Annotated in this window: 23 protein-coding genes; 10 read left to right on the top strand and 13 right to left on the bottom strand. The window is 66.0% G+C overall.

The window, feature by feature from the left end:
- The first annotated feature begins 7 nt into the window (after nt 1–7).
- From pstA to phoU, 3 genes are all read left to right on the top strand, one after another.
- Nucleotides 8–1,669, top strand: a complete 1,662-nt coding sequence (gene pstA / locus F595_RS0102265; RefSeq protein WP_022955251.1) for a phosphate ABC transporter permease PstA — start codon at nt 8–10, stop codon at nt 1,667–1,669.
- 73 nt (nt 1,670–1,742) lie between these two features.
- Nucleotides 1,743–2,603: a phosphate ABC transporter ATP-binding protein PstB gene (gene pstB / locus F595_RS0102270; RefSeq protein ID WP_407635943.1), complete on the top strand. Its 861-nt coding sequence runs from the start codon at nt 1,743–1,745 to the stop codon at nt 2,601–2,603.
- A 16-nt stretch (nt 2,604–2,619) separates the two neighbouring features.
- The gene (gene phoU / locus F595_RS0102275) at nt 2,620–3,336 is read left to right on the top strand and encodes a phosphate signaling complex protein PhoU (protein WP_022955253.1); all 717 of its coding nucleotides are present in this window, start codon (nt 2,620–2,622) and stop codon (nt 3,334–3,336) included.
- Nucleotides 3,337–3,436: 100 nt separating this feature from the next.
- Here phoU and phoR read toward each other — a convergent pair whose 3' ends face one another.
- From phoR to F595_RS12335, 4 genes are all read right to left on the bottom strand, one after another.
- Nucleotides 3,437–4,738 (bottom strand): phosphate regulon sensor histidine kinase PhoR, encoded by a 1,302-nt coding sequence (gene phoR, locus F595_RS0102280; protein WP_022955254.1) that lies wholly within the window; start codon nt 4,736–4,738, stop codon nt 3,437–3,439.
- Nucleotides 4,735–5,448, bottom strand: coding sequence for a phosphate regulon transcriptional regulator PhoB (gene phoB, locus F595_RS0102285; RefSeq protein ID WP_022955255.1), 714 nt, complete (start codon nt 5,446–5,448; stop codon nt 4,735–4,737). The genes phoR and phoB overlap by 4 nt, the downstream gene beginning before the upstream one ends.
- A gap of 86 nt (nt 5,449–5,534) precedes the next feature.
- Entirely contained in the window at nt 5,535–6,407 is an 873-nt protein-coding gene (ubiA, locus tag F595_RS0102290; protein WP_407635940.1) for a 4-hydroxybenzoate octaprenyltransferase, read from the bottom strand.
- An 18-nt stretch (nt 6,408–6,425) separates the two neighbouring features.
- Nucleotides 6,426–6,995, bottom strand: coding sequence for a chorismate--pyruvate lyase family protein (locus F595_RS12335; protein WP_022955257.1), 570 nt, complete (start codon nt 6,993–6,995; stop codon nt 6,426–6,428).
- Between the two features lie 208 nt (nt 6,996–7,203).
- On the opposite strand from F595_RS12335, the gene F595_RS0102300 reads away from it, so the two are divergent.
- From F595_RS0102300 to F595_RS0102310, 3 genes are all read left to right on the top strand, one after another.
- Nucleotides 7,204–7,677, top strand: a complete 474-nt coding sequence (locus F595_RS0102300; RefSeq protein ID WP_022955258.1) for a ferritin family protein — start codon at nt 7,204–7,206, stop codon at nt 7,675–7,677.
- A gap of 97 nt (nt 7,678–7,774) precedes the next feature.
- On the top strand, nt 7,775–7,939 hold the full coding sequence (locus tag F595_RS0102305) for a rubredoxin (RefSeq protein ID WP_026913139.1): 165 nt from the start codon (nt 7,775–7,777) through the stop codon (nt 7,937–7,939).
- Between the two features lie 3 nt (nt 7,940–7,942).
- Nucleotides 7,943–9,100 carry an FAD-dependent oxidoreductase gene (locus tag F595_RS0102310; protein ID WP_026913140.1) on the top strand — a complete coding sequence of 386 codons (1,158 nt, stop codon included), beginning with the start codon at nt 7,943–7,945 and terminating at the stop codon, nt 9,098–9,100.
- A gap of 3 nt (nt 9,101–9,103) precedes the next feature.
- Here F595_RS0102310 and F595_RS12340 read toward each other — a convergent pair whose 3' ends face one another.
- The 3 genes from F595_RS12340 to F595_RS0102325 all read right to left on the bottom strand — a co-directional run bounded on the left by F595_RS12340 (nt 9,104) and on the right by F595_RS0102325 (nt 12,986).
- The gene (locus tag F595_RS12340) at nt 9,104–9,904 is read right to left on the bottom strand and encodes an SEL1-like repeat protein (RefSeq protein ID WP_051144603.1); all 801 of its coding nucleotides are present in this window, start codon (nt 9,902–9,904) and stop codon (nt 9,104–9,106) included.
- 101 nt (nt 9,905–10,005) lie between these two features.
- Nucleotides 10,006–12,093 carry an ATP-dependent DNA helicase RecG gene (gene recG / locus F595_RS0102320; RefSeq protein ID WP_026913141.1) on the bottom strand — a complete coding sequence of 696 codons (2,088 nt, stop codon included), beginning with the start codon at nt 12,091–12,093 and terminating at the stop codon, nt 10,006–10,008.
- Complete coding sequence (locus F595_RS0102325) at nt 12,093–12,986, bottom strand: LysR substrate-binding domain-containing protein (protein ID WP_022955260.1); 894 nt, start codon at nt 12,984–12,986, stop codon at nt 12,093–12,095. Before F595_RS0102325 ends, recG begins: the two co-directional genes overlap by 1 nt.
- Nucleotides 12,987–13,044: 58 nt before the next feature.
- Between F595_RS0102325 and F595_RS0102330 the strand changes: the two genes are divergently transcribed.
- Nucleotides 13,045–13,887: an NAD(P)H-binding protein gene (locus F595_RS0102330; RefSeq protein WP_022955261.1), complete on the top strand. Its 843-nt coding sequence runs from the start codon at nt 13,045–13,047 to the stop codon at nt 13,885–13,887.
- A 149-nt stretch (nt 13,888–14,036) separates the two neighbouring features.
- Nucleotides 14,037–15,959, top strand: coding sequence for an alpha/beta fold hydrolase (locus F595_RS12345; protein WP_022955262.1), 1,923 nt, complete (start codon nt 14,037–14,039; stop codon nt 15,957–15,959).
- 21 nt (nt 15,960–15,980) lie between these two features.
- Here the strand turns inward: F595_RS12345 and F595_RS0102340 are convergent, their stop codons facing one another.
- The 4 genes from F595_RS0102340 to gmk form a co-directional block, all read right to left on the bottom strand.
- The gene (locus F595_RS0102340; protein WP_022955263.1) at nt 15,981–16,364 is read right to left on the bottom strand and encodes a RidA family protein; all 384 of its coding nucleotides are present in this window, start codon (nt 16,362–16,364) and stop codon (nt 15,981–15,983) included.
- A gap of 69 nt (nt 16,365–16,433) precedes the next feature.
- Complete coding sequence (locus F595_RS0102345) at nt 16,434–18,563, bottom strand: RelA/SpoT family protein (protein ID WP_022955264.1); 2,130 nt, start codon at nt 18,561–18,563, stop codon at nt 16,434–16,436.
- Between the two features lie 62 nt (nt 18,564–18,625).
- Nucleotides 18,626–18,898, bottom strand: coding sequence for a DNA-directed RNA polymerase subunit omega (gene rpoZ / locus F595_RS12350; protein WP_022955265.1), 273 nt, complete (start codon nt 18,896–18,898; stop codon nt 18,626–18,628).
- Nucleotides 18,899–18,977: 79 nt separating this feature from the next.
- A complete protein-coding gene (gmk, locus tag F595_RS0102355) occupies nt 18,978–19,601 on the bottom strand; it encodes a guanylate kinase (protein ID WP_026913142.1) in 624 nt (207 codons plus the stop codon).
- Nucleotides 19,602–19,761: 160 nt separating this feature from the next.
- Here gmk and F595_RS12355 point away from each other — a divergent pair, with 160 nt between their 5' ends.
- Nucleotides 19,762–20,295 carry a hypothetical protein gene (locus tag F595_RS12355; RefSeq protein ID WP_211213125.1) on the top strand — a complete coding sequence of 178 codons (534 nt, stop codon included), beginning with the start codon at nt 19,762–19,764 and terminating at the stop codon, nt 20,293–20,295.
- Between the two features lie 6 nt (nt 20,296–20,301).
- Here the strand turns inward: F595_RS12355 and F595_RS0102365 are convergent, their stop codons facing one another.
- Together F595_RS0102365 and F595_RS0102370 are read right to left on the bottom strand one after the other, a co-directional pair.
- Complete coding sequence (locus tag F595_RS0102365) at nt 20,302–21,966, bottom strand: OmpP1/FadL family transporter (RefSeq protein WP_022955267.1); 1,665 nt, start codon at nt 21,964–21,966, stop codon at nt 20,302–20,304.
- A gap of 121 nt (nt 21,967–22,087) precedes the next feature.
- Nucleotides 22,088–22,756: a TetR/AcrR family transcriptional regulator gene (locus F595_RS0102370; RefSeq protein WP_026913143.1), complete on the bottom strand. Its 669-nt coding sequence runs from the start codon at nt 22,754–22,756 to the stop codon at nt 22,088–22,090.
- A 277-nt stretch (nt 22,757–23,033) separates the two neighbouring features.
- On the opposite strand from F595_RS0102370, the gene F595_RS0102375 reads away from it, so the two are divergent.
- Nucleotides 23,034–24,173 carry an acyl-CoA dehydrogenase family protein gene (locus F595_RS0102375; RefSeq protein WP_211213135.1) on the top strand — a complete coding sequence of 380 codons (1,140 nt, stop codon included), beginning with the start codon at nt 23,034–23,036 and terminating at the stop codon, nt 24,171–24,173.
- The last annotated feature ends 19 nt before the right edge of the window (nt 24,174–24,192 follow it).

The raw sequence follows: 24,192 nt of genomic DNA on the forward strand, positions 1-24,192 counted from the left end.
CGACACCATGAAGACACGTGATTACTTCAAGAGCGGCGAGGCCTGGGTCTGGCTCAATGCCGGCACCGTGGCCATCTCCCTGATCATGGTGGTGGGCATCCTCGGCATGATCGCCGTGCGCGGTCTCGGCCACTTCTGGCCGGCGGATGTCATGCAGGCGAGCTATGTCGCGCCGGGCAGCGACACCCGCGAGATCGTGCTGGGCGAGCATTACGACAGCAAGTTCGACACCGCCAAGCGCCTGGTCGAGGCCGGTCTGCAGATTCCTGCCGGCAAGGACACCGTCGAGCGCGTCTCGATCAAGCAGGGCAACCGCGACCTCGGTGGTGCCGATTTCCGCTGGGTCTTCGCTGACGGCCTCAGCGACATCCGCCACCCCGAGGACATCGTGGTGCTGGAGCGCTACGAGTGGGGCAACTTCTACGGTCGCCTGAAGTCGGTCAGCGAGAACGGCAACCTGGTGGCTGACGGCGACAAGGCCTGGGATGCCCTGCAGGACCGCATCGAGCGCAGCAACGGCTTCCTCGAGGAGATCGCAGACCTCGAGAAGGGCGAGATCGGTCGCATCAACTTCGAGATCGAGAAGCTGCGTCTGGAAGCCAAGAAGCTCGAGCTGGAAAATGCCCTGACGCCGGCGGCGCAGGCTGGTCTCGATGCCCGCCGTGGCGAGCTGGATGCCCGCTATGCCGCGATTTCCGGCCGTCTCGAGCAGCTCAAGCAGGCCTCGGCACGTGACAGCGCGCTGTTCGTCTCTGCCCAGGGCCAGGAGCTGAGCCTGCCGCTGAACAAGATCGTCGCGGCCACCCAGCCCAACGCCATGAACGTGGCCGAGAAGCTGGTGGCCTATTTCCACAACCTGTGGATGTTCCTGTCCGGTGACCCGCGCGAAGCCAACACCGAGGGCGGCGTGTTCCCGGCCATCTTCGGTACCGTGATGATGGTGCTGATGATGACCATCATGGTGACGCCGCTGGGCGTGATCGCGGCCATCTACCTGCGCGAGTATGCCAGCCAGGGCGTCGCCACCCAGGTCGTGCGCATCGCGGTGAACAACCTCGCCGGCGTGCCGTCCATCGTCTACGGCGTGTTCGGTCTCGGCTTCTTCGTCTACTTCCTCGGTGGCAGCATCGACCAGCTGTTCTACCCCGAGTCCGCGCCGGCGCCGGTGTTCGGCACGCCCGGCCTGCTCTGGGCCTCGATCACTCTGGCCCTGCTCACGCTGCCGGTGGTCATCGTGGCCACGGAAGAGGGCCTGTCGCGGATTCCGCGTGCGCTCAAGGAAGGCTCGCTGGCGCTTGGCGCCACCAAGGCCGAGACCCTGTGGCGGGTGATCCTGCCCATGGCCACGCCGTCGATCATGACGGGTGTCATCCTGGCCATCGCGCGTGCTGCCGGCGAAGTGGCACCGCTGATGCTGGTCGGCGTGGTCAAGCTTGCGCCGACCCTGCCGCTGGACATGAACGCGCCGTTCCTGCACCTGGAGCGCAAGTTCATGCACCTCGGCTTCCATATCTACGACGTCGGCTTCCAGAGCCCCAACGTCGAGGCGGCACGTCCGCTGGTGTATGCCACGGCGTTCCTGCTGGTGACCGTGGTGGCGGCGCTGAACCTGTCTGCCGTCGGCCTGCGCAACCGGTTGCGCGAAAAGTACAAGGCACTGGAAAGCTGATGGCCATGGCCAATCCGCGATCCAAGCACGTATCCTGAGACGACCCATGAGCTTCGAAATGGACAAGCAAGCAATGAACGACAGCACCGAGAACACCACCCGCAGCGGTGGTTACGCGATGACGGGCAACGAAGGCGGAGCCATGGGCCGTGCCAGCCGCAACCGGGACCTCGTCAATGAGGACCTGTGCCTGGAAACGCGCAACCTGAACCTGTTCTATGGCGACAAGCAGGCGCTGTTCGACATCAACATGCACATTCCCAAGCAGCGCGTGACCGCCTTCATCGGCCCGTCCGGCTGCGGCAAGTCGACCCTGCTGCGCACCTTCAACCGCATGAACGACCTGGTGGATGGCTGCAGCATCCAGGGCGAGATCCGTCTCGACAACCAGAACATCTTCGACCGTTCGGTGGATGTCACCGATCTGCGTCGTCGTGTCGGCATGGTGTTCCAGAAGCCCAATCCCTTCCCCAAGAGCATCTACGAGAACGTGGCCTACGGCCTGCGCCTGCAGGGCGAGAACAGCAAGCGCGTGCTTGACGAGGCGGTCGAGAACTCGCTCAAGGGCGCGGCGCTGTGGAACGAGGTCAAGGATCGTCTGCACGAGTCCGCGCTCGGTCTCTCCGGCGGTCAGCAGCAGCGTCTGGTGATTGCCCGCGCCATCGCGGTGAAGCCGGAAGTGCTGCTGCTCGACGAGCCCTGCTCGGCACTGGACCCGATCTCCACCCTCAAGGTGGAAGAGCTGATCCATGAGCTCAAGGAACGTTTCACCATCCTCATCGTCACCCACAACATGCAGCAGGCCGCGCGCGTCTCCGATTACACGGCGTTCATGTACCTGGGCAAGATGGTGGAGTATGGTGACACCGACACCCTGTTCACCAACCCCAAGAACAAGCAGACCGAAGACTACATCACCGGCCGTTACGGCTGAGCGGGGAGAGCACGCCATGAAGCGCGAAGATTACAGCCAGCACATTTCCCAGCAGTTCAACGCCGAGCTCGACGAGGTGCGTTCGCACTTCCTCGCCATGGGTGGCCTGGTCGAGAAGCAGGTCGCCGATGCCATCGCGGCGTTGCTGGATGCCGATTCGGCGCTGGCCTCGAGCGTGCAGGACAACGATCGCCGCATCAACCAGATGGAAACCGGCATCGACGAGGAAATCGTGCGCATCCTGGCCCGACGCCAGCCGGCAGCCTCGGACCTGCGAATGATCATCGCCATCGGCAAGGCCATCACCGACCTCGAGCGCATGGGTGACGAAGCCGCCAAGATCGCGCGCGCCGCCATCAGCCTGTGCGAGGAAGGCGAGTCGCCGCGCGGCTACGTCGAGTGCCGCCACATCGGCAACCAGGTGCGTCTGATGATTCACGACACCCTGGATGCCTTCGCGCATTTCGACGCCGACCAGGCCTTTAAGGTCATGCAGGCCGATGCCGAGATCGACCTCGAGTACAAGACCGCCACCCGCGCCCTGGTCACCTACATGATGGAAGACCCGCGTGCGATCTCGCGCGTGCTCAACGTCATGGGCGTGCTGCGTTCGCTGGAGCGCGTCGGTGATCACGCACGCAACATCGCCGAGCAGCTGATCTTCCTGGTCAAGGGCATGGACGTGCGTCACAACAGCGTCGAGCAGGTGCAGCAGCGTCTCGAGACGCGCTGAGACAGCCTCCTCGCGGCATGAAAAAACCGGCTCGCAAGGCCGGTTTTTTTCATGGGCGCGTGACGGGCGGCGGCCTCGATGGCGAGGTGGCATCCGGCCCTCAGTCGTTCTCGATGCGCTGGATGGCCGAGGTCGGGAAATGGCAGGTGAAGGTCGATCCCTTGCCGGGCACCGAACGGATCTCCAGCGTCGCCTTGTGCTGCATGAGCACGTGCTTGACGATGGCCAGACCCAGGCCGGTACCGCCGGTGGCGGTGCTGCGCGCGGCGTCGGCGCGGTAGAAGCGCTCGGTCAGGCGCGGAATGTGTACCGGATCGATGCCGATGCCGTTGTCGCGCACCGTGAGGTGAGCGCCGGTGGCATCCGAGTGCCAGACGATGGTGATCTGGCCCTTGTCCTGGGTGTACTTGACGGCATTGGTGATCAGGTTGGAAAACGCCGAGCGCAGCTCCGACTCCATGCCCATCAGGCCGAGACCGGGCTCCGTGGTAAGCACGATGACCTGGCCGCGCGGCTGCGCCATGACCTCGGCATCCTGGCGGATGTGGGTGAGCAGGCGCACCACGTCGACCGGCTGCGGCTGGCGCTCGTCGGGCTGGTTCTCCAGGCGCGACAGCAGCAGCAGGTCGTTGACCAGGTTGTTCATGCGCGTGGCCTGCTGCGTCATCTGCTGCAGCGGGCGTGTCCAGCGTGGCGCGACGTCCTCGACCTGGTCGCTCAGCGTTTCCAGGTAGCCGCTGAGCACGGTCAGCGGCGTGCGCAGCTCGTGCGAGACATTGGCGACGAAGTCCTTGCGCATCTGCTCCAGGTTGTGGAGGCGGGTGATGTCGTAGACGATCATCAGGCGGTCGTTGCCGCCGAAACGGGTGATCTCGAACTGGAAGTGGCGACCGGGATGGCGCGGAGCCGGCAGACGCAGACCTTCCTCGTACTGCGCCTGGTTGAAGTAGCGGATGAAGCCGGGCGAGCGGATCAGGTTGATGATGGGCTGGCCCTGGTCTTCGGGGCGAATGCCGAGCAGGGTCTGCGCCGCCGGGTTCCACCACTCCAGGTTGCCCTGGCTGTCGATCAGGGTGACCGCCTCTTCCAGCGCCGACACCGACTCGCGGGCGCGCTCGATGATGCCGAGCAGGTTGTTGCGTGAACGTTCCTCGTCGCGGCGCAGCTGGTAGATGCCGCGGAAGATGTCATCCCAGGTGCCACGGCTTTCGGGAATTTCGCTGGCCGGGTCGTTGAGCCAGCTCTGCAGGCGATCAAGCTCGCGCAGGTGGCGAATCAGGTGCAGCAGCAGGTAGATCGCCAGTGCCCAGCCCGGATGGCCGATCAGCCAGCCGACGCTCAGTGACAGCATTGCCCCCAGCAGCAGCTGACGGCGTTCGGGGGCAGGGAGCAGTCGCCTCATGTTTCCTCGGTCTTGCTCTCGACCTGGGTCGAGAAGCGGTAGCCCGTGCCGCGCACGGTCTGCACGAAACGGTCATAGCCGTAGGGCTCCAGGGCCTTGCGCAGGCGCCGGATGTGTACGTCGATGGTGCGATCCTCGACATAGACATTGCCGCCCCAGACCTGGTCGAGCATCTGGGTGCGCGTGTAGGCGCGTTCCGGATGGCTCATGAAGAAGGCCAGCAGGCGGTATTCGGTGGGGCCCATCTCGACCGGCTTGTCGCGCGCGGTGACGCGGTGGCTGACCGGGTCCAGCTTGAGGCCGTCGACGTCGATGGCCTTTTCCTGGCTGAGCGCGCTGCTGCGACGCAGTACGGCCTTGATGCGAGACACCAGCTCGCGGGTCGAGAACGGCTTGGTGATGTAATCGTCGGCGCCGGCGTCCAGGCCCTGGATCTTGTTGTCCTCTTCGCCGCGCGCGGTGAGCATGATGATGGGGATCTCGCCGGTGCTCTCGTCGCGCTTGAGGCGACGCGCCAGCTCGATGCCGCTCATGCCGGGCAGCATCCAGTCGAGCAGGATCAGGGCGGGTCGTTCGTCGACCACGCAGTGGTGAGCCTGCAGGGCGTCTTCGGCCTCCAGGGTTTCGTAGCCGGCCAGCTCCAGCGCGATGGCGATCATTTCGCGGATGGCGGCTTCGTCGTCAACGATCAGGATCTTTTCATGGTTCATGGCGCATTCCGGGTTGGCAGATCTTTACCTGATGACAACGGCATTACAAACCCGACTCATGACAGAAATATGACGATTTCGTGGCGTCAGACTAGCGCTTTTTGCAGCATGCCGGCGAGCAGGGCGATGAACAGCCACAGCCCCACCCAGTGGTTGTCACGGAAGGCGGCCAGACAGGCCTCGGGCTGGCGCTCGCGGGTCAGCCACCACTGACGCAGAAACAGCGCGGCGGCGATGACCAGGCCGGCCAGCCACAGCGAGCCCAGTTCGAGGTGACGGCCGACGCTCCACAGGCCGAGCAGGAACAGTCCCTGCAGGCCGGCGATGATGACGCGATCCAGGTCGCCAAAGAGAATGGCGGTGGACTTGATGCCGGCGCGCAGGTCGTCGTCGCGGTCGGCCATGGCGTACTGGGTGTCGTAGGCAACCGTCCACGCCAGGTTGCTGGCATAGAGCAGCCAGCACAGCGCGTCCGGTGTCTTGCCCTGGGCCACGAAGGCCATGGGGATGGCCCACGAGAAGGCGGCACCAAGCACGACCTGGGGCAGGTAGGTCCAGCGCTTCATGAACGGATACAGCGTGGCCAGCGCCAGCGCGCCGAAGGACCAGAGGAAGGTCTGCCAGTTCAGGAACAGCAGCAGGCAGGCGCTGGCGGCGACCAGCGCGCCGAACACCAGCAGGGCATCTTCCGGGCGCAGGCGGCCGGCGGCGAGCGGACGATCCGCCGTGCGTCGCACCTGGCCGTCGACATGACGGTCGGCGTAGTCGTTGATGGCGCAGCCGGCCGAGCGCATCAGCACCACGCCCAATGCGAACACGATGACGATGCCGAGTGCCGGCGTGCCGTCACCGGCAACCCACACCGCCCACAGCGTGGGCCAGAGCAGCAGCCAGATGCCGATGGGGCGATCCAGTCGGGTCAGGGCGATGATGTCGGCGAGGCGGGGCAGGCTGTGCATGGTGATGTCCATCCCGGCTCAGGGCGCGGGGCAGGGAGTGACGGGGGGTGTGTCGCCGGCGCGTTGCAACAGGGCCGGCAGGAAGGCTTCGGCAACCAGCACCGGGTGTCCGTGCAGGTGCAGGGCCGAGCGTCTGGCCCAGACCGTGCCACCGTGAAGCTGGAGGGGGGCAATGGCGATGTCGCCGCGCTGCAGGCGCGGATTGCGGAACAGCAGGGCGCCCAGGGAGCGGTTGCCGAGACGGGTCAGGCGTCGGCCACTGCCGACCAGGCTGGCGCGTGGCAGCACGGAGCGGGCCTGTACCCAGGCAACGCCGTCGCACTGCAGGCGGACCTCGCGTATCCATGCCAGACGACCGCCGCGCAGACCGAGCTGGCGGCATTCATCGCGGGTCGGCTGTGCCCAGCCTTCGTCCAGCACCTGCACCTGCAGCCGCCCCTGCGCCAGTGCTTGCAGGCGTGCGGTCAGCGAGCCGGCTTCATCCAGCCAGGTCAGCAGGGCGGCGGGGGGCGGCGACTGCCAGCGGCAGCGCGGGCCGAGCCAGCGCGCGGGATGAGGCCAGTGACTGGCGAAACGCGGTGAGGACATGGGGTGCAAGCATGACGACAGGTGGTCGCGCCTGCAAGAGATGCTGGTGTGGTGGCCATTGATGACGCTATCGGTTTGCGCTTGCATTGATAGTCTTTTGCTATTGAAAGGTCAGAATACTTTCATTGGCTGTGTGGGTATGGCCTCGCTATCGTAAGCCTGTACCGGGTGTGCATCACCCGACCAACGGAAACCAGGGAGCATGTGCATGAAAATCAATGTCACGGTTACAGGCAAGAATCTCGAGGCCGCCTTCGCCGGCGAATCCATGGCCTTCATGAAGTACAGCTACTTTGCCAAGCTGGCGCGCGCCATGGGCGATGAAGCCACGGCAGCGGCATTCGAGGAGACCGCCGCGCAGGAAATCCAGCATGCCTTCGGCCACCTCGACATTCTCTACCCGAAAGAGACGCTGACGCCTGCCGCGATGCTGGAGATCGCCATCGCCGGCGAGACCTACGAGTACACCGAGATGTATCCGAAGTTCCGCGAAACCGCGCATGCCGAGAACAACGAGGCTGCCGTGGCCGAGTTCAGCGAGCAGATCGCCGAGTCGGAAGAGCATGCGGAGTGGTTCCGCAAGGCCCTGCTCAAGGCCGAAAAGCGCTTCGCCGCGCTGGCCAAGGTCGAGGAGCGCCATGCCAACCACTACAAGCAGGTACTGGCGGCTGCACAGGCCTGATCCGCTTGATGTACCATAGTGCGCTGTCTGGATTGCCAAAGCCGCAACGGCCGCGTAGCGTGTCAGCAATTTTTACCGATACATCGAGGAAGAAATCATGAAGAAGTGGCAATGCATCGTGTGTGGCTTTGTGTATGACGAAGCTGTGGGCATGCCCTGGGACGGAATCCCGGCCGGCACTGCCTGGGCTGACATTCCCGCTGACTGGGTCTGCCCGGACTGCGGCGTGGGCAAGGAAGACTTCGAGATGGAAGAGGTCTGAGGCATGCGTCCGCTGATCATCCTGGGTACCGGTCTGGCCGGATACACGCTGGCCCGTGAGTTTCGCAAGCTGGACGCCGAGCGTCCGCTGGTGCTGCTGACTCAGGATGACGGCCGCAGCTATTCCAAGCCCATGCTGTCGAACGCCCTGGCCAAGGCCAAGACGGCGAACGACCTGGGCATGGCCTCGGCCGACGACATGGCGAGCCAGCTCAAGGCGGTGGTGCGCACGCAGGTGACGGTCACGGCCATCGACACGGCCGCACAGACGCTCAGCATCGGCGACGAGGTGCTGGAGTACGGTGCTCTGGTGTTCGCCGTGGGTGCCGACGTGTTCCGTCCGCCGCTCGGCGGCAACGGTGCCGAGCGCGTGCATTCGGTCAATGACCTGGTCGACTACGGCGTGTTCCGCGACACCATCGGTGCGCCGGGCAAGCATGTCCTGATCATTGGCGGTGGTCTCATCGGCTGCGAGTTCGCCAATGACCTCGCTGCCAGCGGCTACAAGGTCGATCTGGTCGAGCCCATGGGCCGCGCGCTGCCAACCCTGCTGCCGGAACGTGCCTCGCAGGCCGTCGGTGCCGGTCTGGCCAGCCTCGGCGTCACCTTCCATTTCGGTGTCGGCGTGACGGCTGTCGATGTTGCCGGCGACGGCGTCAGCGTGACCCTGTCGGATGGCAGCCAGGTCGCTGCCGATGTCGTGCTCTCGGCCATCGGTCTGCGCCCGCGCATCGCGCTGGCCCAGCAGGCCGGCCTGACAGTCGGTCGCGGCATCGTCACCGATCGCTTCCTGCGTACCAGCAACGAGCACATCTACGCGCTCGGTGACTGTGCCGAGGTCGAGGGCAAGGTGCTGATGTATGTGCTGCCGCTGATGGCAGCGGCGCGTGCGCTGGCCAAGACCCTGGCCGGTCAGCCGACGGCGGTGAACTACCCGGCCATGCCGGTGCAGATCAAGACCCCGGTGTGCCCGGTGGTGGTGTCGCCGGTGGCGCCGAACAGCCCGGGTGCCTGGGCGGTCGAAGCGGATGGTGCCAACGTCAAGGCCACCTTCATTTCGCCGGAAGGTCAGCTGACCGGGTTCGCCCTGACTGGCAGCTACGCCACCGACATGAAAGTGAAGACCGAGCTGGCGCGCGCGCTGCCGCCCATTCTCGCCTGAGTCTCAGCTGCCGATGAGGCTGGCCCGCTGGTAATACTCGCGGGCCAGCACCGGGTTGCGTTCGACCCCGGTGCCGTTCAGATAGAAATCCCCCATGCGCCGCAAGGCCTTGCCGAAGCCCTGGTCGGCGGCACGCTGCATCCATTCCGCAGCCTTGCGCTGATTGCGGAACACCCCGTCTCCGTTCAGGTACATGAGCGCCAGGTTGAACTGCGCCTCGGGCAGGCCCTGCTTGGCCGCCTTTTCGTACCAGGTGGCGGCGCGACGCTTGTTCTGGCTGACGCCCGTGCCCTGGTCAAACATCGAGCCGAGGTTGTTCTGTGCCAGCGGGAAACCCAGCCGCGCGGCCTTCTCGATCAGCGGCAGCGCCAGTTCGTAGTCCTGCGCGATGCCCTTGCCGTCGTAATAGGCCATGCCCAGGGCGTAGAGCGCCGGCGGGTAGTCCTGGTCTGCGGCGGCACGGAACCAGGTGTTGGCCACGCGCTGGTCGCGCGCCACGCCGGTTCCGCTGGAGTACAGCGCACCCAGGTTGTACTGGGCGCGTGCCAGGCCCTGGTTGGCGGCCTTGGTGAACCACTCCGCCGCCTTGTAGCGATTGCGCACCACGCCATCACCGTTGTAGTACATCACCGCGAGGTTGTACTGGGCTTCCGGCGAGCCGGCCATGGCCGCCTGACGGATCTGGTGCGGCGAGCCGATGACCTTTTCCGATGACACGCGCGGGTAACTGGCCAGCGCCGCCCCGGACCCGAAGGCGAGCAGCGTGGCGAGCAGCGTGCAACGTAGAAACGGCGTCAAATGCATCAGTGCATCCAGTCAGCGCGATGCCGGCTTGGCATGGTGAAAACGTCGGGCGACATATCGGCCAGTATGTGATTTTTTCCCCATCTCTGACAATGCCTTGTTCAGGCTCGCAGGTACTGGTCGCGCTGCTTCAGCCAGCGGGCGCGCAGACCGTCTGCGGCTTCCGGCTGCACCTGCTGCAGACGGTCTGCCAGTGTCCTGGCCTGCTCCAGCAGATGCTGGTCGCGCAGCAGGTCGGCAAGCTTGAAGCTGACGTCACCGGTCTGGCGAGTGCCCAGCACTTCGCCCGGTCCGCGCAGCTGCAAATCCTTCTCCGCAATGACGAAGCCGTCCTGGCTGTCGCGCAGGACCTGCAGGCGCTCCCGGCCCAGCGCCGAGACCGGATGCTGGTAGAGCAGCACGCAGTAGCTGGCGAGCTTGCCGCGCCCGACGCGCCCGCGCAGCTGGTGCAGCTGTGACAGGCCCAGCCGTTCCGGGTTCTCGATCACCATCAGGGTGGCATTGGGCACATCGACGCCGACCTCGATGACGGTGGTGGCGACCAGGATGTCGATCCTGCCGGCTGCGAACTCGGTCATCACCGCGGCCTTGTCGGCGCCACCGAGCTGGCCATGCACCAGGCCCAGGCGCAGTTCGGGCAGCGCGGCAGCCAGGGTCTCGGCGGTGTCCTGTGCCGCCTGTGCCTCGATCTGGTCGGAGCTGTCGATCAGCGTGCACACCCAGTACACCTGCTGGCCGCTGGCGACATGGTGACGGATGCGCGCGATCAGGTCGTCGCGCCGGGTCGAGGGCAGCACCACGGTCTGGATGGGCTGGCGGCCGGGTGGCAGGCCGTCAAGGATGGAGGTGTCCAGGTCGCCGTAGGCGCTCATGGCCAGGGTGCGCGGAATCGGCGTCGCGGTCATGATCAGCTGATGCGGCTGCAGGCCGCTGTCGGCGCCCTTGCGGGTCAGGGCCAGCCGTTGCGCGACACCGAAGCGGTGCTGCTCGTCGATGATGGCCAGCCCCAGCTTTCTGAACTGCACGCTGTCCTGGAACAGCGCATGGGTGCCCACCACCAGCGGGCAGCTGCCATCGACGAGGGCATCAAGGATCTGCTGGCGGGCCTTGCCGGTGCGCTTGCCGGTCAGCCAGCCGACCTCGATGCCCAGGGGCTGGAACCATTCCCGGAAGCGCTCGCGGTGCTGTTCGGCAAGAATCTCGGTGGGTGCCATGACAGCGACCTGATAGCCGGCTGCCAGTACCGGGCAGGCGGCCAGTGCCGCCACCACGGTCTTGCCTGCGCCGACATCGCCCTGGACCAGGCGCAGCATGGCCTGCGGCCGGGCCAGGTCGGCCGCTATCTCGGTCAGCACCCGCTGCTGGGCGGCGGTGAGCTGGAAGGGCAGGCGGGCGAGCAGGCTGCCGCTCAGCAGGTCGTTGCCGGAGATTGCCGGTGCCGGCAGCTGGCGCTGCACCTGCCGGCGCAGAAGCAGGCCGAGCTGGTATGCAACCAGCTCCTCCAGGATCAGGCGCTGCTGGGCCGGATGCTCGCCGTCGTTAAGCGCCTGCCGGTCCGTGTCGGCGGGCGGCGCATGCACCGTATGCAGGGCACGCGACAGCGACCAGCGTCCGGCCAGGGCGGGCGGCAGGTGATCGATGAGGGCACCCGGCTGCTTGAGCAGGGGCAGGGCGCGTGTCATGAGCTCGCGCAGGCGGCGCTGGCTGAGTCCATCGACCAGCGGGTAGACCGGTGTCAGCGTGTCATCCTGCGGCAGGGCGTCCGGGGTGGCGGCGGCGAGCAGGGTGCACTCGGGATGAATCATTTCCGGGCCGGTGGCGCCAGCCCTGACTTCGCCGAACACGCGCAGCCGAGTGCCCGGCGGGTAGCTGTCCTTCTGGCTCATGCGGAAGTGATAGAAGCGCAGGGTCAGGCTGCCGGTGCCGTCACGCAGGCGCACCAGCAGGGCGCGGCGGCGGCCGGTGGCGATGTCGGCCAGCCGCACCTCGCCCTCGGCCATCACGGTCATGCCCGGCATCAGGGCGCCGAGCGGCGTCAGCCGGGTACGGTCCTCGTACTGGCGTGGCAGCAGGAACAGCAGGTCCTGGATGCTGTGGATGTCGAGCCGCGCCAGTTGCCCGGCAAGGGCCGGCCCGACCCCGCGCAGGCGCGTGACCGGGGTGTCGGCGAGGCTGCCGGCGCCGGTCATCATGGCGCCGGCACGCAGCCCGGCAGTTGCAGGGTCTGCAGGGCACGAGTCAGCTCGGCCAGCGCGGCCTTGCGCGGGAAGCGATGCCGACTGGCCAGCACCACGCAGCGGCCCGGGTGCGGTTGCAGCGGCTTCAGCACCACGTCATCGTTGACCAGCGCCGGCACGGCCATGGCCGGGATCAGGGTCATGCCGAGGCCTGACGCCACCATGTGGCGCAAGGTGGTCAGCGAGCTGCCGGTGCGCTGATTGCCCTGGTTGCCGAGGTGGCAGGTTTCCAGGACCTGGTCACGGAAGCAGTTGCCCTCGCCCAGCATCAGCACGGGATGATTTTCCAGCGCATCGGCCCGGATCACGTCCTGCTCGCGCCAGGGATGGTCCGCTGGCAGCAGCAGATGGAAGGGCTCATTGAACAAGGGGGTGATGCGTGTCTCGGGCGGCTCGAACGGCATGGCGACGAGGATGGCGTCGAGCTCGCCCTGGGCAAGGCGCTCGTCAAGGACATGGGTGTAGTCCTCTTCGAGATAGAGCTTGAGCGGGCTGCGCTCCTGGCGCAGCTGGCTGATCAGCGCCGGGAACAGGAACGGGCCGATGGTGAAGATGGCGCCCAGGCGCAGGGGCTCGGCAAATTCGTCACGCGAGTGCCGGGCCATGCGTTCCAGCACATCGGTTTCCTGCAGCACGACCTTGGCCTGGGCAATGATGTCGGCGCCGGCCGGCGTCACCAGCACGCCGTGGCGATGACGCTCGAAGAGCGTCAGGCCGAGCGAGTCCTCCAGCTTGCGGATGGCCACCGACAGCGTGGGTTGCGAGACATGGCAGCGCTCTGCCGCCTTGCCAAAGTGGCGTTCGGTGGCCAGAGTCACGAGATAGCGCAGCTCGGTCAGGGTCACGGCGATCTCCGCAGGGCCGGGTATGTCATTTAGTTCTAAACTATCGAAATATTCAAATATGGCAAACATTTTGATCGTGGGGGCCGGTGATGTCGGCGGACGTGCGGCCCGCCTGCTGGCGGCTTCCGGGCATGCCGTGCATGCCCTGTGCCGGCATCCCCGGCAGTGGCCGGGCGTGACCGACCTGGTCGCCGACGTGACTCGATCCGACACTCTGCGGCTGCCGCCGGACCTCGACGTGGTGATCACCGCGCTGAGTCCCGGCGAATCCGGGCTGGCGGCCTACCAGCGCGTCTACGTGGAAGGCACGCGGGCGCTGCAGCAGGCCTTGCAGGGGCAGCAGCTGCGCCACCAGTTCTGGGTGTCGTCGACCAGTGTCTACGGCGAGTCGGCGGGCGAGTGGATCGACGAGCAGTCGCCGGCGCGGCCCGTCACCGACACGGCAGCGGCCTTGCTGGCGGCCGAGGCGCTGGTCAGGGAGGCGCCCTGGCCAGCCACCATTGTGCGCTTTGGCGGGCTCTACGGCCCGGGCCGGCACTGGCTGCTGCGCTGGGTGCGTGAAGGGCGCCCGGTGCAGAGTGATCCGCCGAGCTGGAGCAACCGCCTGCATGTCGAGGATGCCGCCGCTCTGCTGGTGCACCTGGTCACGCAGGCGCTGGCGGGCGAGACGCTGCCGCCGCTGCTGCTGGGGGTGGATGATGCGCCGACGCCGCAGCACGAGGTGCTGGCCTGGCTGGCGCAGCAGATGGGCCTGCCGGCGCCGTCCGGCGAGTCACGACCGGGTGCGGGGCAGGGCAAGCGCATCGCCAACCACGCCCTGCATGCCTGCGGCTATCCCCTGCGTTACCCGGATTTCCGGACAGGCTATGCCCAGGTGCTGGCAGACGCGGGAGATCAGTGACCGTCTGGTATCCAGGCACGGATTGCACTACAGTCTGATCTGGCGATTTGTTGACCAGTTCCGGCTTCCGAATCGCCACATGCATAAAAACAACAACAACGCCGACATGGCGGCCCGGCAGTTGCCCGGATGGATGCAGGTGGTCTCTCATGCGTCAATGGCTGGTCGCGTCCTCGCTGACGCTTTCCTTGTTGCTCGCTGCCTGTGGTGGCGATGATCAGGCCGACACCCCGTCGTCTGTCGATCCGTCCGGTCGGGTAACGCCGGACGCCTCCCGCCAGGCCGCATTCGCGCTCCCGGCCAGCCCCATCGTGCGAGACGACAGCAATGCCGACGCGGCGTCCTGCGCGCAGCGCCGCAACCTGTCCGGCGGGCGTCACTACCCGGTGCAGCTGACCTCGGCCAGTGGCGAGACCATCAGCTTCGAAGTCATCGAGCCGCGCGTCATCAACTGCCGCAGCGGCAATCCGCTGGTACTGCACGGCCATGGCTTCGGCGGATCGCGGGTCACCAATCCCGAGGGCAGCTTCCTGGAGCGCCTGCAGGACAACGGCTATGCCGTCATCAGCATTGACCAGCGCGGCTTCGGTGACAGCTCCGGCACGGTGCGTGTCATGGATCCCAACTTCGAGGGCCGCGACCTGCTGCAGATCCTCGACTGGGCCGAGACCCATCTCGACTACCTGTCCCATGACCGGCGCGGCACAGGCTACAACCTGGTGGCAGGTGCCACTGGCGGCAGCTATGGCGGCATGTACCAGCTGCTGCTGCACAACATCGATGCCCGCCAGCGTCTCGACGTGCTGACGCCGGACATCACGCCGCATGACTTGCGCTACAGCCTGAACCCCAACAACACCATCAAGACCGCCTGGGCGCTGCTGCTGGTGGCGGGCGGCGAAGGGGGGGCCAACCAGCCACTGGTGCAGGGGCTGGATCCGGCCATCAAGGAGACGCTGCTGCGTGGCGGCCTTGCCAACAGCATTCCGGCGGGCGCGCTGCCGTTCTTCTACTACCACAGCGCGCGCTATTTCCTCGACGCCTTGCCACTGGCGCAGCAGCAGCCCATGGAGTTTCTCGCGGCGCCGCTGACAGCTGGGCTGACCTATGACTTTGCTGCGCTTAAGCCGGCGCGCATCGACATCCTGTTCAGCCAGGGCATGCGCGACACCCTGTTCAACTTCAACGAGGCCTGGAACAACTTTCGCGGCTATCGCGCGCTGGGCGGTGACGTGCGCCTGATGACGCACGAGACCGGCCACCTGCTGCCGGGCACGCAGACGGCATTTTCCCAGCTCGGACCACTGAACGAGGGTGTCGGCATGGCCACCGGCGGCCTCATGGACGCCGGGCTCAGTCTGCCTGACTTTCAGGCCCCGTCCGGCCCCGAGAGCTGCGGCGGTCTGAGCAAGTCGGATGCGGTGCTGGCCTTCCTCAACGAGAAGCTCAGGCCGGTCGAGGCGCAGCCCGTGGCGACGGCCGTGCGCATGGCCATGGAGCGTCTGCGTACCTCCGTGTGCCTGTCGCTGGAGCCGGATCAGGCGGCCTGGGTCGGCCTTGATCAGGTCGATGATCGCAACCGGGTCGCGGTTCCGGTGCCGGCGTCCGACATTCCGGTGGCCAACGGCCCGCTCGCGGCCACCAGCCTGGTGCAGCCGGTCTTCATTCCGCTCGCGGGGCTGCCGGCAAACCGGCGTACGGTCGCCGGCATCGGTCAGCTCGACATCACGCTGGCGTCGCTGCTGCCGGCGGATGGCTGCGAGGCGTCCGCCGGCCTGCCCGGCGAGTTTCCGGTGACGGCCTGTGATGCCATCGTGCAGGTGGGCTGGGGCGCGCGCCGTGGCGGTGCGGCGCCGCGTCTGCTGGATGAGCAGCTGACGCCGTTGCGCGGCCTCGGTCGCCACGTGGTGGCGATGACCGGGGTTGCCGAGCGTCTGCGCGAGGGCGAGGAGCTGGGTCTGCTGGTCAGCGGCTACAGCCCGCAGTTCTTCAGCAGCCTGTCACGCGACGTCGCGGTGCCGGCCGTGACGCTGACGGGCTCGGTATCGGTGCCGCTGCTGCCGGCGAACTGACGGACTGCAGGGGGACAGGGCTCAGCCCGGCACCACCACGATGCCGTCCATTTCAACCAGGGCGCCACGCGGCAGGGCGGCGACACCGATGGCGGCACGCGCCGGGTAGGGCTGCTGGAAGTAGCGCGCCATGATCTCGTTGACCAGCGCGAAGTGGCCGAGATCGGTGAGGAAGATGTTGAGCTTGGCGATGTCGTTGAGGCTGGCGCCGCCGGCCTCGCACACTGCCTTCAGGTTGTCGAAGACGCGCACGATCTGTGCCTCGATGCCATCGACCATCTGCATGCTGGCCGGGTCAAGACCGATCTGGCCGGACAGGTAGATGGTGTTGCCGAGTTTCACGGCCTGCGAGTAGGTGCCGATGGCAGCGGGAGCGTGGCTGGTCTGGATGATGGCGCGGTTCATGGCGATTCCTCGAAAGACAGGCGGGCAGTTTCCGGAAAAGCCGGCGTGCCGGCAAGCGCTGAGCGATGTTCAGGCGCGTACGCGGGTGACCTTGTCGACGCCGGGCAGCACGCGGATGCGCTTGATGATCTGCGCCAGGTGAATGCGGTCCTTGACCAGCAGGCCGAGCTGCATGACGCCGTGGTGCGAACCCTTTTCCTCGATGTTGATGTGCTCGATGTTGGCGTCGCTGTCGGTGACTTCCTGGGCGATGGTGGCGAGCAGGCCGCGCTGGTTGGCGAGCGCCACGCGCAGCTCGCTCTGGAACTCCCGGTCGACCTTGTCGGACCAGCGCAGCGGCAGGCACTTGTCGGGGTTGGCGCGTGCCTCGGCGGCGATGCTGCGGCACTTGTGGCGATGGATGACGACACCGCGTCCGGCGCTCAGGAAGCCCATGATCTCGTCGCCGGGCAGCGGCCGGCAGCAGCGTGCGTAGGACACCACCAGGCCTTCGGTGCCCCGGATGGCGATGCCCTTGTCGCCACCGCGCTTGAAGAAGGACTTGCGCACGCTGGGCAGCTCGTCTTCCGGCAGCAGCCGGCGCGCCACGATCTGCGGCACCTGGTTGCCCATGCCGATGCTTTCCAGCAAGGTGCCCAGCTCGGCAAAGCCGAGTTCATGCAGGACCTTGCGCAGACGCTTCTCGGGCACGGCGTCGAGGCGGCTGCCAATGCCTGACAGGGACTTCTCGAGCAGGCGCAGGCCGAGGTCGCGCGACTCGCCCTCCTGCTGGTCCTTTAGGTAGTGGCGGATCTTGGCGCGGGCGCGGGCGGTGACGACAAAGTCCAGCCAGCCCGGATTCGGGCGCGCGCCCGGGGCGGTGATGACCTCAACGGTCTGGCCGGTGGTGAGCGGCAGACTGAGTGGCGCCAGGCGGTTGTCGACGCGGGCGGCCACGCAGGTGTCGCCGATGTCGGAGTGCACGGCGTAGGCGAAGTCGACCGGGGTGGCCCCGCGCGGCAGGGTCATGATGCGACCCTTGGGCGTGAAGATGTAGACCTCGTCCGGGAACAGGTCGATCTTCACGTTCTCGATGAACTCCAGCGAGTCACCGGCGTTGCGCTGCAGCTCCAGCAGCGACTTCATCCATTCGCGCGCACGCGTCTGCGAGGTGTTGGTGAAGCCGTCGGATTTGTACAGCCAGTGCGCGGCGATGCCGTTGCTGGCCATGGCATCCATGGCCTCGGAGCGGATCTGCACCTCGATCGGCACGCCGCGCGGGCCCTTCAGCACCGTGTGCAGGGACTGGTAGCCATTGGTCTTGGGAATGGCGATGTAGTCCTTGAACTTGCCGGGGATGGGCTTGTACAGGTTGTGCACGATGCCCAGCGCGCGGTAGCAGGCATCGACGTTGTCGACGATGACGCGGAAGCCGTAGACATCCATGATCTCGGAGAACGAGCGACGCTTCTCGCGCATCTTCTGGTAGATGCCGTACAGGTGCTTCTCGCGGCCGATCACGCGCGCGCCCACGCCTTCGTTGGCGAGGCGCTCGCTGAGCGCGGCCTCGAGACTGAGCACGACCTCCTTGCGGTTGCCGCGTGCGGCCAGCACGGCATGCTGGATGCGTTCGGCGCGCATCGGCCAGATGGCGTGGAAGCCGAGCTCCTCGAACTCGATGCGGATGTCGTTCATGCCCAGGCGCATCGCGATCGGGGCATAGATGTCCAGGGTCTCGCGCGCGACGCGCTTGCGCTTCTCGGGGGTGAGCACGTCAAGCGTGCGCATGTTGTGCAGGCGGTCGGCGAGCTTGACCACGATCACGCGCACGTCCTGGGTCATGGCCAGGATCATCTTGCGGAAGTTCTCGGCCTGGGCCTCGGCGCGGGTGTTGAAGTGCGCCTGGGTGAGCTTGGTGACGCCGTCGACCAGGGTGGCCACGTCGTCGCCGAACTGCTGGGCGAGCACGTCCTTGCTGACGCCGGTGTCTTCGATGACATCGTGCAGCATGGCTGCCATCAGGCTCTGATGGTCCATGTGCATGTCGCAGAGAATGTCGGCAACGGCCAGGGGATGGGTGACGTAGGGGTCGCCGTTGCGACGGAACTGCCCGGTGTGGGCGACGGCGGAGTATTCGTAGGCACGACGAACGTCGGCAATCTGCTCGGGAGCGAGATAGCTGGTGAGTCGTTCACATAACAGATCGATGCCGGAGCTCATGAACTGAGTCTCCGGCGCGGAGGAATGCGTCGTCAAGGCAGACAACGCAGTGCTCATGAGGCTTAGAGCTCGACCGGGGGCTGGTATTCGAGGTCGCCGAGGTTGCTCAGGTCAGGCAGGGTGTCTTCTTCCGGCACTTCGGTGAGCACACTGCGGTCCACCATGCCGGCCGCGATTTCGCGCAGGGCCATGACGGTGGGCTTGTCGTTTTCCCAGGGCAGACCGGCTTCCTTGCCGCCGGTGGCGAGCTGGCGTGCGCGCTTTGAGGCGACCAGCACGAGTTCAAAACGGTTATCGAGGTTGGTCAGGCAATCTTCGACGGTGACACGGGCCACGGCGGACCTCCGGAAAAACGATCAAACAAGAACCAGAAAGTGTACGCGATTCAGGCGCCCTCGCACAAGAAATGCGACCTTATTCCGATTCGCCCGAGAGCAGGCGACGGATCAGCTGGGCCTGCCGGCGCGACTGCGCGCGATGCGACTGCCGGGCGGCACGCACAATGGCCTGCAGATCGGCCAGCGCGGTCTCGAAATGGTCATTGATGACCAGGTAATCAAAGTCGCTGTAGTGCCCGATGTCGGCAATGGCCTCGCTGAGCCGGTGCGCGATGACCTCGTCGCTGTCGGTGCCGCGGCTGTTCAGACGCTCGGCCAGCGCCTTCAGCGACGGCGGCAGAATGAAGATGGACAGCGCCTGCGGCATCAGCTTGCGCACGATCTCGGCGCCCTGCCAGTCGATCTCGAGGATCACGTCATGGTCGTCGGCCAGGCGCTGCTCGACCCAGGCCTTGGAGGTGCCATAGAGATTGCCGAAGACCTCGGCATGTTCGAGGAACTGCCCGGCAGCCACATCGGCGAGGAAGCGCTCGCGGCTGGTGAAGTGGTAGTTGACCCCGTCGACCTCGCCCGGACGCGGCGGGCGGGTGGTGTGTGACACCGACACGCCGAGGCGCTCGTCGGCGCTGACCAGGGCCTTGACCAGGGAGGTTTTGCCGGTGCCGGAGGCGGCGGCGACGATGAACAGGGTGCCGGACATGATGCGCTCGACTGCGTAATAGGCGGAATCTGTCAAAACATTCCGCCGGATTGGTGGTACTTCTTGGACCAGTCCGGAGACACGGACAGAGTCACATGAGGGGCATAGTATGATCGGAATTGTCGCGGGTTTGGTAACTGCCAATGCCTTCGAGTGGTTCATGCACAAGCACGTCCTGCATGAGCAGGGGCGCGACAAGGATGCCTTCTGGGCATTCCACTTTCACGAGCACCACAAGGTGGTGCGCAAGAACGCCTATCACGACCCGAACTACGCGAAGTTTCCGCTCGGCCTGCATGCGCAGGGCAAGGAGGCCTGGGGCCTGATTGCCGCCAGTGCCGCCGTGGCACCGCTGTTTCCGGTGGCGCCGTTCTTTGTCGGCACGCTCTGGTACTCGGCCGCCAACTACTACCGCGTGCACAAGCGCTCGCACCAGGACCCGGCCTGGGGCCGCAGTCGCATTCCCTGGCACTACGACCATCACATGGGTCGCAACCCGGATGCCAACTGGTGCGTGACCCGGCCCTGGTTCGACTACGTGATGGGGACGCGCGAGTTCATGCCGGACGCCCCGCGCGAGACCAACGTGCTGGGCCTTCGCCACCTGCCGGCCTGGCTGGAACGGCGTCTGCCCGATCCCCTGCGTCTCGGCCGTGTCGCGGCTCCGCCGCTGCGGATGGTGTCGGCGGCCTGAGCCGGGTCAGAGCCGATAGTTGAGCTGCACGCCCAGCAAGTGGATCACGGTCGGGTCGAAGCGGCCCCGGAAGGTGCCGCCGTTGCCGGTGCAGCTGCCCGGGTCTTCGCTGAGGCCATCCTCGCCCTGCTCGCGGAAGATGCCCCGGCAATCCAGCCGGTATTCCGACTCGGAGCCTTCGATGTAGACCAGGCTGTAGGCGCCATCGATGCTGAGCTGTCGGTTGACGCGGTAGTTGGCTCCGATCGCGTAGGCATAGCGGTTGGCGTCCGGCGTGGCCGGGTGGCGCTCCCTGGGCGACGGGATGGGCGTGAGATCGAAGCTGAAGCCGCTGCGCAGCATGAGCCTGTCGTTCCAGTGGTAGTTGGCACCGATGGCGGCGCGGAAGCTGTCTCGCCAGTCCAGGGCGATGGCGCCGTCGCCCTGCCGCACCCGGTTGCCCTGCGGATCACGCTGGTCGCTGAGCTCAATGCGAATCTCGTCGAGCACCGAGGACTCGATGAACGTGTAGTCAGCCATCAGCTCCAGTCTCGGCGTGACCTGGCGGAAGACGCTCAGCGACAGGCGAGCCGGAATGGTGATCTCGGTCTTGGCGGTGGTATCCGGACGCAGGTAGCGATCGAGGAGCTCTTCAGCCGACAGCAGGTCGCCGGTGCGGGTATCAGGCAGCGGGATGATGGCGGTGACCTCGTCCAGATCCCAGTCCAGTTCGCCGCGCAGGCGAAGCAGGTTCTTGCTGCGATAGGCCAGGGACAGTCGCGTGCGCTCGTCATGCTCGTAGAGATAACCCAGGTTGTAGCCCAGGCCGTAGCCGTACATCTCGATCTTGGCGCTGCCACGGCTGTCCGGGGTCAGCAACGCGCTGCCCAGTACCCGTGACACCTCGGCTTTCAGCTCCGGATCCAGCGCGCCGAACGTGGTGCCGGCCGGAATGGTCAGATCGGGCAGGAGGTCGCCGAGTCCGAGGTTGTCCAGCAGCAGGTTGTCGAGAATGCCTGCCGGCTGCGCATCACCGATCAGCCCGACCACGGGCTGGATCAGGTAGGGCTCGATGCCGTCGACATCGATCTGCTGGATGGTGCGCAGATGCGCTGCCAGCACCGAGAAGCCGATGCCGACGCTGTGCCTGTCATCGAAGCGGTAGGCGGCGGACGGGTTGATGGCCAGGGTTTCGGCGGCCAGGGAGTCGACGAAGTAGCGTCCGGACCAGTTCTTCTTGTAATTGATGTTGCCGCCGGCGGGAGCGAAAACGCCCAGCCCGATGTGGGTGTTCTCGTTGATCTGGTGACTGATGAAGCCCGAGCCCGTGGCCAGGATCTGCGGCCAGAAGCTGCCGGCCCGGCCCTGCGCCTGCGGGTCTTCGCTGACCGGTGCGCCGTCTTCGCTATTGCTGGCGCCGGGGGGCGGCGTGCGTGTGGTGCCGGTGTCGGTGACCTTGCCGCGCAGATTGAGCAGCGTCAGGCTGCCGCTCAGGTGCGTTCCCCTGAGACGGGTCATGCCGGCCGGATTGTAGTAGATCACGCTGGCGTCACGCGCCTCGGCGCCATTGGCGTTGGCCGTGCCGAGGGCGCCCGAGGCGAAGGCGGGGACATCCAGGCCGCCGGCCTGTGCCGTGGCGAGCAGGCAGGCGTATAGCAGGATGCCACGGGCGAGGAGGCAGGTTCTGGCCATGCGGGTTCTTCTTGTTGTTGCCGGGGCAGGCAGCGATGCCTGACCACTATCAGAAAGCCGAAATCTGCTCGGCTTCAATTCGGATAGGGATCGGGTTCGTCACTGTGGCGTTGCGCCTGTGTCAGAGGGTGCTGTCCCACTGGCGGGGTTTTGGCGGTGGCGTGGTGACGCCGTCGCGGGGCTTCATGTAGCCGCGCAGCACGCGGCTCCAGAGGGCGAGGAAATGATGTTCGACGTGCTCGCCGTCCATCAGGTGACGCTCCAGGGCCATGCCGCTCATCAGCCAGTGCGTGAGCGCGAACAGCTGGGTCGGGTTGACGTCGGGGTCCAGGGCCTCGAAGTAGTGCCGGGATGCGGTATCCAGCGTCTCGTAGCCGGTGATCCAGATCTGGCGCATGACATTGGCCAGTTCCGCGTCGCGGCGGCTGGCCATCATCAGCTCCATCAGCGCGACGCTTTCGGAGGTGCCGAAGACCTCGCGCCAGCTCGCCAGGATCATGGCATCCAGGCGGTCATCGGAGTCCTCGATGGCACGGATGGCGTAGCCCAGGTGCACATAGAGCCGGCGCACCAGATGCTCGGCAGTGGCGGCGATCAGCGCAGCCTTGGTCGGGAAGTGGTGTATCGGCGCACCGCGTGACACGGCGGCTGCCGTGATGATCGTGCTGACCGTGGTGCCGGCATAGCCTTCGCTTTCCAGGCTCAGGATGGTCGCGTCGATCAGGCGCTGGCGCATGGCTTCGCTGCGTTCGGCCTGGGTGCGACGGCGTGGGGTGGTCCTGGCGTTCATGGCAATGTTCTCGGCGCGGGCGTCGGCTCCCTGCATACCGGGCGCGACAGCCATTCTGTAATTGTAGGACGCGCGCCTGCGGAAGGCGAACATCGCGGCAGCATCGGGCGAGACTGGTCGGTCACAAATCCCTTGACAGTGTCTCAGGCAGGGACACAGAATGCAAACAAGTTGTACGGCCGTATTTTAAATTGCCTGCAACGCGACCTTTCTGCATCTGTATCTGTGCCTCCCGGAGCCCCTGATGAGTCTCAACATCCCGAATCCCATGAATGCCATGATTCCGCGCACCCTGTTCGGGCCGGAACATGAGGATTTCCGCCGTACCGCCCGCCGCTTCTTCGAGGAGGAAATGGCGCCCCACCGCGAGAAGTGGGAAGAGCAGCAGCACATCGATCGTCACCTGTGGAACAAGGCCGGCGAGCTGGGGCTGCTCTGCGCCACCATGCCGGAGGAGTACGGCGGATCGGGTGTCGATCGTCTCTACAGCGTGATCCTGATGGAAGAGCAGGCCCGTGCCGGTGACTCGGCCTCCGGTTTCGCCCTGCATTCCGACATCGTCGCCAACTACATCAACAACTTCGCCAGCGAGGACCTGAAGCGCACGTGGCTGCCGAAGATGGCCACCGGCGAAGCCGTCGGTGCCATCGCCATGACCGAGCCGGGCACCGGCTCCGACCTGCAGGCCGTGCGCACCACCGCGCGCGAGGATGGCGATGACTACATCGTCAACGGCAGCAAGATCTTCATCACCAACGGCTATCTCTGCGACATCGCCGTGGTCGTGGTGAAGACCGGTGATCCGGCCAAGGGCGCCGAGAACATCTCGCTGCTGCTGGTCGAGGCCGATCGTCCCGGCTTCACCAAGGGTCGCCCGCTGAAGAAGGTCGGCATGAAGGGCCAGGACACCTGCGAGCTGTTCTTCGACAACGTGCGCGTGCCCAAGAGCAACCTGATCGGCATGGAGGGCATGGGCTTCATCATGCTGATGAAGGAGCTGGCCTGGGAGCGCCTGATGATCGCCATCATCTGTGCCGCCGGCTGCGAGCAGGTGCTGGCGCATACCCTGGCCTACGTGCGTGACCGCAAGGTCTTCGGCAAGCCGGTGGCGGCCTACCAGAACAGCAAGTTCAAGCTGGCCGAGATGCGTTCGGAAACCCAGATCGCGCGCGTCTTTGTCGACAAGTGCATCGAGGAGCAGATCAAGGGGACGCTCCAGGTCGATGCCGCTGCCGCCGCCAAGTACTGGGTCTCCGACCTGATGTCCAAGGTCGTCGACGAGTGCGTCCAGCTCCATGGCGGCTACGGCTTCATGCTCGAGTATCCGGTCGCCCAGGCCTACGTCGATACCCGCGCCAACCGCATCTACGGTGGCACCAACGAAATCATGAAGGAACTCATCTCGCGCACGTTCTGAGCCGCGAGTGACCAGGAGC

Origin of the sequence: Perlucidibaca piscinae DSM 21586, from assembly GCF_000420045.1 — a bacterium.
Taxonomy (GTDB): domain Bacteria; phylum Pseudomonadota; class Gammaproteobacteria; order Pseudomonadales; family Moraxellaceae; genus Perlucidibaca; species Perlucidibaca piscinae.